At 72.7% G+C, this 13162-nt stretch carries 12 protein-coding genes; 7 read left to right on the forward strand and 5 right to left on the reverse strand.

Annotation, left to right across the window (positions count from 1 at the left end; all coding sequences use genetic code 11):
- Window positions 1–8: 8 nt before the first annotated feature.
- From TU31_RS12535 to TU31_RS12555, 5 genes are read left to right on the forward strand one after another with little or no spacing between them, the layout of a single operon-like run.
- Window positions 9–800, forward strand: a complete 792-nt coding sequence (locus tag TU31_RS12535) for a class I SAM-dependent DNA methyltransferase (RefSeq protein ID WP_042153402.1) — start codon at window positions 9–11, stop codon at window positions 798–800.
- 49 nt (window positions 801–849) lie between these two features.
- Window positions 850–2436 (forward strand): ABC transporter substrate-binding protein, encoded by a 1587-nt coding sequence (locus tag TU31_RS12540; RefSeq protein WP_042153405.1) that lies wholly within the window; start codon window positions 850–852, stop codon window positions 2434–2436.
- Window positions 2433–3386 carry an ABC transporter permease gene (locus TU31_RS12545; RefSeq protein WP_042153408.1) on the forward strand — a complete coding sequence of 318 codons (954 nt, stop codon included), beginning with the start codon at window positions 2433–2435 and terminating at the stop codon, window positions 3384–3386. The genes TU31_RS12540 and TU31_RS12545 overlap by 4 nt, the downstream gene beginning before the upstream one ends.
- Window positions 3383–4348, forward strand: coding sequence for an ABC transporter permease subunit (locus TU31_RS12550; RefSeq protein WP_078885727.1), 966 nt, complete (start codon window positions 3383–3385; stop codon window positions 4346–4348). Before TU31_RS12545 ends, TU31_RS12550 begins: the two co-directional genes overlap by 4 nt.
- On the forward strand, window positions 4345–5925 hold the full coding sequence (locus tag TU31_RS12555; RefSeq protein WP_370682730.1) for an ABC transporter ATP-binding protein: 1581 nt from the start codon (window positions 4345–4347) through the stop codon (window positions 5923–5925). The genes TU31_RS12550 and TU31_RS12555 overlap by 4 nt, the downstream gene beginning before the upstream one ends.
- 48 nt (window positions 5926–5973) lie before the next feature.
- Here the strand turns inward: TU31_RS12555 and TU31_RS12560 are convergent, their stop codons facing one another.
- The 3 genes from TU31_RS12560 to TU31_RS12570 form a co-directional block, all read right to left on the reverse strand.
- Window positions 5974–7266: a cytochrome P450 gene (locus TU31_RS12560; protein WP_042153413.1), complete on the reverse strand. Its 1293-nt coding sequence runs from the start codon at window positions 7264–7266 to the stop codon at window positions 5974–5976.
- On the reverse strand, window positions 7263–8051 hold the full coding sequence (locus TU31_RS12565; RefSeq protein WP_042153416.1) for an alpha/beta fold hydrolase: 789 nt from the start codon (window positions 8049–8051) through the stop codon (window positions 7263–7265). The genes TU31_RS12560 and TU31_RS12565 overlap by 4 nt, the downstream gene beginning before the upstream one ends.
- A gap of 136 nt (window positions 8052–8187) precedes the next feature.
- Entirely contained in the window at window positions 8188–8712 is a 525-nt protein-coding gene (locus tag TU31_RS12570) for a hypothetical protein (protein WP_042153419.1), read from the reverse strand.
- 259 nt (window positions 8713–8971) lie between these two features.
- On the opposite strand from TU31_RS12570, the gene TU31_RS12575 reads away from it, so the two are divergent.
- Both TU31_RS12575 and TU31_RS12580 read left to right on the forward strand, forming a co-directional pair.
- Window positions 8972–10111: an FAD-dependent oxidoreductase gene (locus tag TU31_RS12575; protein WP_042153422.1), complete on the forward strand. Its 1140-nt coding sequence runs from the start codon at window positions 8972–8974 to the stop codon at window positions 10109–10111.
- A 219-nt stretch (window positions 10112–10330) separates the two neighbouring features.
- The gene (locus TU31_RS12580) at window positions 10331–11068 is read left to right on the forward strand and encodes a hypothetical protein (protein WP_042153425.1); all 738 of its coding nucleotides are present in this window, start codon (window positions 10331–10333) and stop codon (window positions 11066–11068) included.
- A 163-nt stretch (window positions 11069–11231) separates the two neighbouring features.
- On the opposite strand, the gene TU31_RS12585 is transcribed toward TU31_RS12580, so the two are convergent.
- Together TU31_RS12585 and TU31_RS12590 are read right to left on the reverse strand one after the other, a co-directional pair.
- A complete protein-coding gene (locus TU31_RS12585) occupies window positions 11232–12455 on the reverse strand; it encodes an RNA polymerase sigma factor (protein ID WP_042153428.1) in 1224 nt (407 codons plus the stop codon).
- An 8-nt stretch (window positions 12456–12463) separates the two neighbouring features.
- Window positions 12464–12817 carry a YciI family protein gene (locus tag TU31_RS12590; protein ID WP_042153431.1) on the reverse strand — a complete coding sequence of 118 codons (354 nt, stop codon included), beginning with the start codon at window positions 12815–12817 and terminating at the stop codon, window positions 12464–12466.
- Window positions 12818–13162 lie beyond the last annotated feature (345 nt).

The following is a 13162-nucleotide window of genomic DNA, read 5'->3' on the forward strand; positions in this document are numbered from 1 at the left end:
AAACGGACATGCACCGCGAAAACCTGCTGACCGACAACCCGGAGCTCTACGAGGCCCGCTTCCCCGACACCGAACGGCTCGCCGGCCGCTGGGCCGAGGACTGCCTGCGCCGGCACCACTCGGGCAGCCGCGTGCTGGACCTCGGCTGCGGCACCGGACGCGACGCCGCGCATCTGCACCGGGCGGGCCGCACCGTCGTCGGGGCGGATCTCTCCGCCGCGATGCTGGCCCACGCCCGCACCCAGCACGCCGGACCGGACTACGTCCACGCCGACCTGCGCGACTTCGCCCTCCACCAAGGCCCGTTCGACGCCGTCGTCTGCCTGGACAGCGCCCTGCTCTACTGCCACACCAACGCCGAACTCGACGGCTTCCTCGCCTCCTGCCGGCGCGGCCTCACCCCCGGCGGGCTGCTCGTGGCCGAGATGCGCAACGGCGCCTTCTTCCTCGGCCGCACGGAACTGCTCGACGCCCCGGCCGTTCACGACGTCACCTGGCGCGGCACCACCTACACCTCCACCACCACGCTGTCCGTCGACCGCGCCGCCCAACTCCTGCGCCGCACCCGCATCTGGACCGCCGACGACGGCTCCCCGCCCCACGAGCAGCGATCCGCATGGCGGCTGCTCTTCCCCCAGGAACTGCGTCACACCCTCGCCGCGCACGGCTTCGAGGTGCTCGAACTGCACGACGGGCCGGGGCCGCGCACGGACCCGGCCTGGCACGAGGGCGCCGCGCCGGGCGTATCCGCCGACGGGGACCGGCTGCACCTGGTCGCCCGGCTGGCCCGGCACGACTGACACCCGCCCGACCTCCCGCCACCCACCCGCGCACAGCAAGGAATCCGCCATGTACGAAGGTCCCGTCCACGAACCACGCTTCCCCGGCCTGCGCCGCCGCGGCTTCCTCGCCGCGGCCGGCGGGGCGGCCGGACTCGGCGCGCTCGCCCTCACCGGATGCACGGGCCCCACCGGGGGCGCCGCTGAGGGCGGCGGCAAGCCCCGGCGCGGTGGGAAGCTGCGTGCCGCCTTCGCGGGCGGCGGCGCGAGCGAGACCCTCGACCCGCATCTGGCCAACCTCTTCGCCGATGCCGCCCGCGCCAAGGCCCTCTTCGACAAGCTCGCCGACTTCGGCGCCGACCTCGCCGCCGAGCCGCGGCTGGCCGCCTCCTGGGAGCCGAACGCCGCCCTGGACCGCTGGACGGTGCGGCTGCGCAAGGCGACCTTCCACAACGGCAAGCCGGTCACCGCCCGCGATGTCCTCTACAGCTTCCGCCGCATCGCCGACCCCAAGAAGGCGTTCCGGGCCAAGGCCTCACTGGAGCCCCTCGACCTCAAGGCGAGCCGGGCCGCCGACGAGCGCACCGTCGAGTTCGCACTGAAGCGCCCGACCGCCGAATTCCCCAACATCCTGGCCGCGTTCGGCGCGTACATCGTCCCCGACGGCGCCACGGACTTCGACAAGAAGCCGGTCGGCAGCGGCCCGTTCCGCTTCGTCTCCTTCACCCCCGGACGCTCCGCCGTCTTCCGGCGCAACGACGACTACTGGGACGGCGCGCCCTACCTGGAGCAGCTGGAATTCCTGGTCGCCAACGAGGAGTCCGCACGCGTCAACTCCCTGCTGGGCGGCCAGGTCGAGTACGCCCACGAGCTGTCGCCGACGACCGCCCGCGCCCACGAGGGCAAGGGGCAGATCGAGATCGTCCGGCTGCGCAACAGCGCCATGCAGGCGTTCGCGATGAAGACCGACCGGCCGCCGTTCGACGACAAGCGGGTGCGCGAGGCGTTCTTCCTCCTCACCGACCGCAAGGAACTGGTGGACGGCGCGCTTTCCGGCGCGGGCGAGATCGGCAACGACCTGTTCGGCAAGGGGTACGAGTACTACGCCGACGGGCTGCCGCAGCGCGAGCAGGATCTCGACCGGGCCCGCCACCTGCTGAAGAAGGCCGGCGCCGACGGGCTGCGGGTCACCCTCGACACCTCGGCCGTCGCCGCCGGGTTCACCGAGTCCGCCGCCATCTTCCGCGACCAGGCCGCCAAGGCCGGAGTGCGGGTGAAGGTGGCGATGGGCAGCAAGGACAGCTACTGGCAGGACACCCTCGACTCCGGAACGCTGTGCTGCTACCGCTCCGGCGCGATGCCCATCGAATCGCACTTCTCCCAGCGCCTGCTGTCCGGCTCCACCACCAACGCCACCAAGTGGCACCACAAGGACTTCGACGCGCTCTACCAGCAGGCCCAGTCCACCAGGAACAAGGAGGACCGGGCCGCCGTGTACGCACGCATGCAGCGCCGCCTGTACGCCGAGGGCGGCTTCCTGGTCTGGGGCTTCGCCGACTGGATCCTGGGCACCGCCCGCACGGTCCGCGGCGTGGCACACAAGGCCCCCGCCAACACGCTCGACTGGGCCCGCTTCGACAAGGTGTGGCTCGCGTGACCGGTCTGCGGTCGTGGCTGGTCCGGCGGCTGCTGCTCGGCGCCGGACAGACCGTCGCCGTCGTGCTGCTCGTCTTCGCCCTCACCGAGGCGCTGCCCGGCGACGCCGCGGTGGTGCTCGCCGGTGACCAGCCCGACCCCGGGCGGATCGCGGCCATCCGGGAGGCCATGCACCTCGACCGGCCCGCCCACGAACGCCTCGCGGCCTGGACGGCCGGGCTGCTGCACGGCGATCTCGGCACCTCGTTGGCCTCCGGCCGGCCGGTCAGCTCCTACCTCGCCGACGGCTTCGGACCGACCCTGCTGCTCGCCGCGCTCACCCTGCTCCTGCTGGTGCCGCTGGCGGGCGGCCTCGGCGTGCTGGCCGCCCGACACGAAGGACGGCTCCTGGACCGCCTCATCAGCTCGGTGACCCTGGGGGTGTACGCGGTACCGGAGTTCGCCTTCGGGGTGCTGCTGGTGACGCTCTTCGCACTGCGCCTGGGCTGGCTGCCGCCGACCGCCGTCGGCTACGGCGACGATCTGCTCGCCCACCCCGCGGCGCTGGTGCTGCCCGTAGTGGTGCTGCTGTCCCGGCCGGTGTGCTCGCTGGCGCGACTGGTCCGCGCCGGCATGATCGATGCGCTGGCCTCGCCGTACGTCGCGCAGGCCCGCCGCTACGGCATCCCCGGCGCGCGCCTCCGCTATGCGCACGCCCTCCCCAACGCCCTTGCGCCCGCCGCCCAGCAGCTCGCCCGCACGATCGACTGGCTGCTGTGCGGTGTCATCGTCGTGGAGGCCCTGTTCGTGATCCCCGGACTCGGAACGGTCCTGATGAACGCCGTCGCGGAACGCGATGTTCCCGTCATCCAAGGCCTGGCCGTCGTCTTCGGCTGCACCGCCGTCGTCCTCAACCTCGGTGCGGACCTGGCCACTTATCGTCTGGTGCCCCGGGCGGAGGTAGCGGCATGAGTCCCCGTACGGTCCCCGGCCCACGTCGCTTCACTCTCGCCCTGCTGATCATCACCGTTCCGCTGCTCCTCGCCCTGCTCGGGCCGCTGTTCGCCGGGGAGCCCGGACCACGGGCCGCCTCCTTCACCCTCGGCGGCGGGCACTGGGCCGGGACCGACTTCGTCGGCCGGGACGTCTGGCGGCAGCTACTGCTCGGCGGCCGCCCCGTGGTCCTGACTGCCCTCGCGGCGACGGCGCTGGCCTACGCGGTGGCGATCCCGCTGGGCCTCATCGCTGCGCTGACCCACCGCGGTTGGCTGGAAGAGCTGCTGATGCGGCCGTTGGACGTGCTGCTCGCCGTGCCGTCACTGCTGTTCCTGCTGCTGGTGGCGGCGGTCCTGACACCCGATGCCGGCGGCCTGGCACTGCTGGTGGCACTGGTCAACATCCCCGACGCCGTCCGAGCGGTCCGGGCCGCCACCGCCGAAGCGGCCGCCCGGCCCGCGGTCGAGGCACTGCGGATGCAGGGCGAGACCTGGTGGCGGACGGCCATCGGCTACGTCGGCCGGTCCGCCCTGCGCACCCTCGCCGCCGACGCCGGGGTCCGGCTGACCGGCGTGCTGTACCTGGTCGCCACGGCCGCCTTCCTCGGCGTCGGCGCCGAACCGGACGCCGCCGACTGGGCGGTGATGGTCGACCGCAACCGGACGGGCATGTTCATCCAGCCCTGGGCCGTCGTGCTCCCCGCCGTGCTGATCATGGCGTTGACCATGGGCACCAACCTGCTCTTCGACGCCGCCCTCACCCGGCGCGACCGCGGGCCGGGGCGGGAACGTCGTGGCCGGAGGTTCGCACCGGATCGTCGCGTCCAAGGGCCCGCACAGGACCGAGCACCGAGGCCCGCCCGCACCCCCGCACCTCCGCCCACCGACGGCCCGCCCCGCGCGCCCGGACGAGACGAGAAGAGCAACCCGTGCACGTGAACGAGGCCGAGGCCGCCGAGGTCCGGGACCTGCGCGTCGAAATCGACGGCCGGGCGCTCGTCGACGGAGTGAGTCTGCGGGTGCCACCCGGCCACATCACCGCCCTGATCGGCGCCTCCGGCAGCGGCAAGACCACCACCGGACTCGCCCTGCTCCACGAGTATCCGCCCGGCGCCAGGGTGACCGGCGAGGTCCGCGTCCCCGACGGCCTCGTCGGCTACGTACCGCAGCACCCCGCCACCGTCCTCAACCCCGCCCGGCCGGTCGCCGCCCTCCTCCAGGACATCGCGCGCACCCAGGTACGCGCGCTGCCCCGCCGCGACCGCCGGACCGCGATCCGGCACCGCATCCTGCGCGCGCTCGCACAGGCCCGGCTCCACGACGGCGAAACCCTGCTGCACCGCTACCCCCACCAGCTCTCCGGCGGCCAACAGCAGCGCGTCGTCCTGGCCCAGGCCCTGCTGACCGGCGCCGGCATCCTCGTCGCGGACGAACCGACCACCGGCCAGGACGCGGTGACCAAGCAGCAGATCGCCGACCAGCTGGCCGCCGTGGCCCGGGAGGGCATCGCGGTACTGCTCCTGAGCCACGACCTGGAGGTCGTCCGGGCCCTGGCCGACCACGTCCATGTCCTGCGCGCCGGCCGCATCGTCGAATCCGGCACCCCGGAACAGCTCTGGAGCCACCCTCAGCACTCCTGGACCCGGGCACTCCTGACCCCCGCTGCCTCCACCGAGCCGCCCGAAAGCCCAGCCGTCCAGCGCACGGACGCGGAGCCACCGGCCGACGACACCGCCGCCCGCCCGCCCGCCGCCGAGGCAGTGCTCCGGGTGCGGAGCCTGACCGCCCGCCACGGCAGGACCACCGTCCTGCGCACCCCCGAACTGCTGCTCCCGCCCGGCTGTTCGGCCGTCATGGGCCGCTCCGGCAGCGGCAAGACCACCCTCGGCCGCTGTCTCGCCGGTCTGCACCGGAGCTACGACGGCGAGGTCCTGCTGGACGGTGTCGTGCTGCCCCGCAGCCTCCGGGACCGCGCCCGTGAGCAACTGGCCGCGGTCCAGTACGTCTTCCAGGACGCCCGCGCCGCCTTCGACGCACACCGCCCGGTCCTCGACCAGGTGGCGCGCAGCGCCGTCCGGCTGCGCGCGCTCCCGCGGACCGAAGCCCTCACCGAGGCCGAACGCACCTTGAGCACCCTCGGGCTGTCCGGTGACCTCGTACGCCGCCGGCCCATGGAGCTCTCCGGCGGTGAACTCCAGCGGGCCGCCCTGGCCCGCGCCCTGCTCGCCCGCCCCCGGGTCCTGATCTGCGATGAGATCACCTCCGGGCAGGACGCCGTCACCCGCCGCAGCATCCTTACGCTCCTCGCCGGCCTCGTACGGACCCACCCGGACCTCTCCCTGGTCCTGATCACCCATGACCGCGACACCGCGACCCTGGCCACCCGTATCGCCGTGCTCGACGACGGCCACCTCGTCGAACAGGGCCCGGCCGGCCAACTGCTCACCGCCCCCCAACACCCCCTCACGGCCGCCCTGCTGCAACCGGCACCCGACGTCAGGGTCACGTCCGTATGAGGCATCCCCGGGGAGCCGCACCCCGGCACCGCTCCCGGCCCGCGTGGCCTACCCTGCGCCGGGAACGCCCACCAGCCGCATCGGCAGCGACTTCAGACCGTGGATGAAGTTCGATACCAGCCGCTGCGGCGGACCGGCGACCGCCAGGGCGGGCAGCAGACGGCAGGTCTCCTCGTACAGCACCCGCAGTTGCAGCCGGGCGAGGTGGGCGCCCAGGCAGACATGCGGTCCGTCGCCGAAGGAGACATGGGGATTGGCGGACCGGGCCAGGTCCAGCCGGTGCGGGTCGGCGAAGACCCGCTCGTCGTAATTCGCCGAACCGTGGAAGACCACCACCTTGTCGCCGGCGCGAAGGGGCCGGCCGGCCAGTTCGGTGTCCTGGGTCGCGGTCCGGCGGAAGCTGAGCACCGGCGGATGCCAGCGCAGCAGCTCCTCCACGGCCGTAGCCGTCCCCACGGCGCCCGCGCGCAGCCGGCGGTACGCGTCCGGGTGCCGGGCCAGTGCCAGCAGTCCGCCGGGGGCCGCGCTGCGCACGGTGTCATTGCCCGCGATGGTCAGCAGGAAGAAGAACATCTCCAGTTCGGGCGTGGCCAGTTCCGGGTCCGAGGCGAGCACCGTCATCACATCGTCGCCCGGACACCGGCGCTTGTAGGCGGCCAGTTCCCGTGCGAAGCCGAACATGTCCTGCAGCAGCGCCGGGGAGCGCGGGTTGGCGGGCCGCCCGTCCGGGCCTGCGGTGGTCGGGCCGGCCTCGTCCGGGTCCTGGTAGCCGATGACGCGGCGGGTCCAGTCCAGGAGCAGCCCGCGCTCGGCGGCCGGCACCCCGAGCAGATCCGCCAGGTTGAGCAGCGCGAAGTCGTCGGTGACCGCGGTGACGAGGTCGACCACCCCGTCCCCGGCGCGCGCCGTGGCGACCGCTTCCGAAAGCAGCGCACGGGCCCGCTCGCGCAGGACGGTGCCGAAGCGGTCGACCTGGCGGGGGGTGAAGGCCCGGCTGACCGAACGGCGCAGCCGCCCGTGGTCCGGGGGATCCTGATTGAGCATCATGCGGCGGATGAACGGCAGGTCGGCAGGGTCGGGATCGCGGATCTGGGTGGCGCCCAGGTGTGAGGAGAAGGTGCGGGCGTCCTTCAGGACCCGTACGACGTCCTGATGGCGGGTGACCGCCCAGAATCCCGACCCGGCGGGCCAGCCGAGCACCTCGGGCTCCTCCTGCCAGGCCACCGGACATCGATCGCGCAGGAACCGGTACGCCGCGTGCGGCAGACCGTCGGCGTAGCCGCGCGGATCGAAGACGTCCGGCACCTCCCGGTCCGCGGCGTCGGCGGCGGACGAGGTCATCCCGCCGCCGCTCCGTCATCGTCGGCGCGCAGGAAGTCCTCCACGGCCCGGATCAGTTCGAGCGGGGTCTCGTCCATGGCGTAGTGCCCGGCCGAGGGCAGCTCGACCAGCTCACTGCGGGTGTACCACCGCAGCCACGTCTGCCGGGCCAGCTCCGCGTTGAGCGCCGGATCCAGTGTGCCGGTCACCGCCAGCGCGGGCACCGCCGACCCCTCGACCTCCGCGGCGAAACTCTCCCCGGACCAGGAGTCCAGCCAGGAACGGAACGCCTTGGGGTCGCTGCACTCCAGTGACCGCCGCACCATCCGGTCCAGCCAGGCGGCGGGCCGCTGCCCGCCCGTGGTGAGGTCGAGGATGGCCCGCCGGTTCCCCGGGGTGTGGGCGGCGGAGGAGAACAGCTCCCACTGCTCCGGCGGCAGCGGCAGACCGGAGGCCGGGACCGGAGAGATGCCGACCATCCGGCGCACCCGGCGCGGCGCCGCGGCCAGCACCCGCTGGACGACGCTCGCGCCCATCGAATGGCCGATCACCGAGAACCGTTCCCAGCCCAGCCGGTTGGCGAGCGCCAGCACATCGGCCGCCCCCTCACCGGTGGTGTACGCGCCGGCCGCGTCCTTCGCCTCGCCATAGCCACGGAGATCGACCAGCGCGTACTGGAAGGCGTCCTGGTCCAGATCCGGCCGGACCGGATCGAAGGCGGACCGGTCCGCGAACCACCCGTGCACGGCGATGACCTTGTGCGATCCCGTGCCGTGCAAGGCATGGGGCAGTACGAAGGAAGCCACGCTCACTCCAACCGTGTGACGGAACCTGCCGGCGGCGCAGGCCCACTGACCTTGTGCGACCACAGTGGCCGTAACCTCCCTGCCCTGCAAGGGCGCCACGGGCCCGGTGGGCCGGGGGAGCGGTTCACCGGGTGCATCAGCCCTCGTAGTCCTCCTCGTCCTCGTCGTCGTACCAGCCTTCGACCATCCCGACGAGCCGTTCATCCACCGGATTGCCCAGCTCGTCGTCCTCGGTGAGCAGGCGGCGTAGCGAGTTCAGCGGGTACCAGTGCTCACCGGGGCCGGCCCCGGGTGCGCCCACGCAGGGGGTGTCCAGGAGTCCCGGCGCTTCCGTCTCGCCGTAGAACGGCGGTACTTCACCCGTGTCGAAGTCCGGCTCGAACTTCCATACCCACCCCTTGCGGCGGCACAAGACTTCGCCGATGTACCACACGGCGCCTTGGACGAAGAGGGTGCGGCGCTGCTGAGTGACCTCCTCCGTCATGGTGTACGCCTTCCTCACCAGGTCTTCCAGTGCGTCCAGGGAGGCGTTGGAGAAGTCGAACGGGGTGACGCCGCCGGCTTCGTGAGCCCAGCGTTCGAAGCCGGTCTGCCGTTCGGTCAGCCACGCCAGGAGATCGGGGTGACGGGTCGAGTCGTAGCTATCACGGGGAGCAGGCATGCCCGGAACCGTAGCGAAGCCGATCCCTTGGCACCTCCTGTACCGCAACCACCACCGGGGCCGGTGTCGGCTGGTTGTCGGCGGTGGACGGTGACCTGTCGGTGGGCTGTCGGTGGTGGCCGGGACAGTGGAGCCGGTGGGCGCCGGCCATCGACGGCGCCGGCCACCAGCACCGCATCGTCCCGGCTTACGGGAGAGGCGCTCCCGGCGTGACCTGCCGGGTGTCCGCCCAGCGGTCCACGCTCAGGAAGGAAGCCCCATGACCACTGACGTCACGATCATCGGCGCCGGGCTCGGCGGCCTCACGCTCGCCCGCGTCCTGCACGTCCACGGAATACCGGCCACGGTCTACGAGGCGGAGCCCTCCCCGGCCGCGCGTTCGCAGGGCGGGATGCTCGACATCCATGACTACAACGGTCAACTCGCCCTGGAAGAAGCGGACTTGATGGACGAGTTCCGTGGCATCGTCCTGGAGGGCCGCCAGGCGATGCGGGTTCTCGACCCGGACGGGACGGTCCTGTTCGACAAAGCCGACGACGGCACGGGTGGACGCCCCGAGGTGCAGCGCGGTGAGCTGCGACAGGTGCTGCTCGACTCACTCCCGGCCGGCACCGTCCGGTGGGGTCACAAGGTCAGCGGTGTCCGCGCCCTCGGCGAGGGCCGCCACGAGGTGACGTTCGCCGGCGGCGGCACCGTCGTCACGAGCCTGCTGGTCGGGGCGGACGGTGCGTGGTCACGGGTCCGGCGGCTGCTCTCCACCGCCACACCCGAGTACGTCGGCAGGTCGGTCGTCGAGACCTACCTGTTCGACGCCGGAACCCGGCACCCCGCCGCCGCGAAAGCGGTCGGCGGCGGGTCGATGATCGCGCCCATGCCGGGCAGGGAGATCTTCGCTCACCGGGAAAAGGGCGACACCCTGCACGCCTATGTGGGGCTGTCCGGGCCGCAGGACCGGTTCGCCGCCATCGATTTCACCGATGCCGCCGCGGCCACCGCGCGGATCGCGGAGGAGTTCGCCGGCTGGGCGCCGGAGCTCACCGCGCTGATCACCGACTGCGACATCCCACCGGTCCTGCGCCTCCTCTACGCTCTGCCGACCGGGCACCGGTGGGACCGGGTGCCGGGGGTGACTCTGGTCGGCGACGCCGCTCACCTCACGGCCCCGAACGGCGAGGGCGCCAACCTGGCCATGCTCGACGGCGCCGAACTCGCCAAGGCCCTCTCCGCGCACCCCGACGACATCGACGCCGCGCTCACCGAGTACGAGCAGGCCATGTTCACCCGCAGCTCCGAGGCCGCCACTTTTTTTGACGGTGAGGAGGCCCACGGGATCGACTCCGAAAACAACACAGCCCACGGTCTGATCGCCGCGTTCACCCGACACGAGCAGGCCCGGTAAGGCATTCGCCCAGACGTTCGCCGTCGTGCGGGCCCAGGGCGTGTCCGCTCGGGGCGCCGGCCGGGGCGCGCCCGCCATGTGTATGTATCGGATGATCGACCGGGTATGCCACCGGCGCATTCAGGCCGCAGCGGCGCGCGCCCGGCCGGAGGGAGGAATCTGCGCCTTAAACCTCCGGTTCGCCTGTCGCGTTTTCCGTCACGGCTCGTTGTCGCTCACGTGATTCCCTGCAACAGCCCGACCTCGGGCATCAACAGCACCAAGAGACCGCAGAGCGTCAGCTGGGCCGGACGTATCGCCCTGATCGAGCCCGCCCCCAGGTGGGCCCGCTACGCCCGCTATCTCGCGCCCCATTGGAAGGGCATGGCACGCCTGGACAGCGCCAACGGCATCGGCGCCCTCCCGGCCGCGCTCCTGCTGCTGCTCACCGCCGCCCTGCTGTTCGGCGCCGGGGGAGCGGGGGCGGCCCTGGCGGTACGAGCCGTCTGCGGGGAGCCCCATCTGCTCGGATCCTGGCTGACCTTCGACGCCGCCACCGCTTTCGTCCTGGCCACCTCCTATTGGCTGGTGAGCCGCTACGGCCTGCGGTTCTACGACACCGACCCCGCCGACAACGAGATCTGGCGCCTGGTCACCGTCGCCAACACGGCCTGGCGCGCCCTTCCCCGCCCCCACCGCCGTATCCATCAGCCCCGACTGCGCGCCGCCAACACCGCCGCCCGTCTGCTGCTCACCGACCACACCGACACCCGCACCCGCCAGGCCCTGGCCGCCCACACCGAACTGCTGCGGCAACTGTCCGTCGCCGTGCTGCCGGACACCCCACCGCACGACCAGGCGGAGGAAGCCCTCACCGCCGCCCTCGCGCATCTGACGGACGAATGCCAGAACCTCCGGGACAGCGCCACCCCCACTCCGCCCACGCCCCTCCCGTCGCTCACCGCCGCCCGGGCATAACGGGCCCGCACCACCCGGCCTCGCTCGGTGCCCCTGCCCCTCCCACGGCGCGCCCGCTCTGCCCTCCCACCACCACCGAGTGGCAGCGCTGCCGGGTCACCTCGCGCCGTGGGGGCCGCCGGTCCCGGTTCACCGGGCGGCCGTTCGCACACCCCCGGCCTCGTCACTCCCGGGAAAGTGCCTCAAGACCGCGCTGGAGAAAGCGGCGTTCCGCCGTGTTGTCGGTGCGGGCGAGGGCCCTCTCGTAGGCCTGGGCCGCCTCGGCATCGCGGCCGAGGCGGCGGAGCAGATCGGCGCGGATGGCGTGGAAGACGTGATAGCGGTCGAGGGGGAGGCTGTCGACGAGGGCGAGCGCCGCTTCCGGTCCCTCGACCTCGGCCACCGCGACGGCGCGGTTCAGGGCCACGACCGGGCTCGGGTCGAGGGTGAGCAACTGGTCGTACAGCTGACGGATCTGCCACCAGTCGGTGGCGGCCGCGGTCGGTGCGTCGCTGTGGACCGCGTTGATGGCCGCCTGAATCTGATACGGGCCCGGCTGATTGCGGCGCAGACACTGCCGGACCAGGGCCTGGCCTTCGGTGACAAGGGCACGGTCCCAGCGGCTGCGGTCCTGGTCGGCCAGCAGCACGAGATCACCGTCCGGGCCGGTACGGTCGGCCCGCCGCGATTCGGTCAGCAGCATGAGGGCGAGCAGCCCCACCGCCTCCGGCTCGTCGGGCAGCAGCTCGGCGAGGAGCCGTCCGAGCCGGATCGCCTCCCGGCAGAGGTCCTCGCGGACCAGCGACTCCCCCGAACTGGCCGCGTACCCCTCGTTGAAGATGAGGTACACCACGGCCAATACGGCCCGCAGGCGGTCCGGGAGGTCGGCGTCGGTCGGGATGCGGAAGGGAATCCGTGCGTCGCGGATCTTGCCCTTGGCCCGGACGATCCGTTGGGCCATGGTCGGCTCGGTGACGAGGAAGGCGCGGGCGATCTCCGCCGTGGTGAGCCCGCCGAGAAGCCGGAGCGTCAGCGCGACCCGGGCGGCGGGGGCGAGCGCCGGATGGCAGCAGGTGAAGATCAGGCGTAGCCGGTCGTCGCGCACGGGTCCCTCCTCGGGCGGCTCGTCACCGGCGTGCAGCAGCGCGGCCTGTGCGTGTCTGTCGTCGCGGGACGCTTCCCGGCGCAGCCGGTCGACCGCGCGGTTACGTGCGGTGGTGATGATCCATCCCGCCGGGCTCGGGGGCAGCCCCGCGGCCGGCCACCGTTCGACCGCCGTGGTGAAGGCGTCCTGGACCGCCTCCTCGGCGACGTCGAGGTCACCGAAGACGCGGACCAGGACGGCGACCGCGCGCCCGTACTCCTCACGGAACACGCGCCCGACTTCGGCCGCGGTCGCCTCCGGCATGCCGGAAGTCACCCGCAGGAGCCGTGCTGAAGCGGCCTGACCTCGATGGGGAGGGTGGTGGCGCGGGCGAGCTTGCGGCCCCATTCGAGCGCCGCGTCGAGGTCGGGCGCCTGGATGACGGTGAACCCGCCGATGTGCTCCTTGCCCTCGACGTACGGGCCGTCGGTCGTGAGCACCTCGTTGTCCTTCTGCCGCACCACGGTCGCCGTGCTCGGCGGGTGCAGGCCCCCGGCGAACACCCAGGCGCCGGCTGCTCTGAGCTCGGCGTTCAGGGCCTCGACGTCCCGCATGATCGGCTCCAGGATCTCCGGCGCCGGCGGGGGCCCGTCCGGCTGGTAGATGCTGAGCAGGTAGTGCGTCATGGTGGGCCTCCTCGGCCGTCGTGCCGCCGGCGCTGTGCCGGCCTCTCACCCTCTATACGAACGGCCCCCTCCCGGATCGACACCGTGACACGACCGGTCGCGGATTTCCTGGCCAAGGCCCGGCCGGCGTCGCTGCGGGGCCGGGCGGCGGGGGCGCCACCGGCATGTGCGCCGACCGCCTGCTCCATCGGGGGAATGCACGCCCGCACACGTTCGAAGACCGCTCCGCGGTGATACCACCTCTGGGTATGCGCCGAGCGTGCGCACCAGCTCGCGCGCGGCAGTCGTCCCCTTCCGGCGCTGGTCACGGGAGGGGCGGGAGGTGGTGACGGCCCAGTGCGGAAC

The organism is Streptomyces lydicamycinicus, from assembly GCF_000829715.2.
In the GTDB taxonomy this organism is placed as follows: domain Bacteria; phylum Actinomycetota; class Actinomycetes; order Streptomycetales; family Streptomycetaceae; genus Streptomyces; species Streptomyces lydicamycinicus.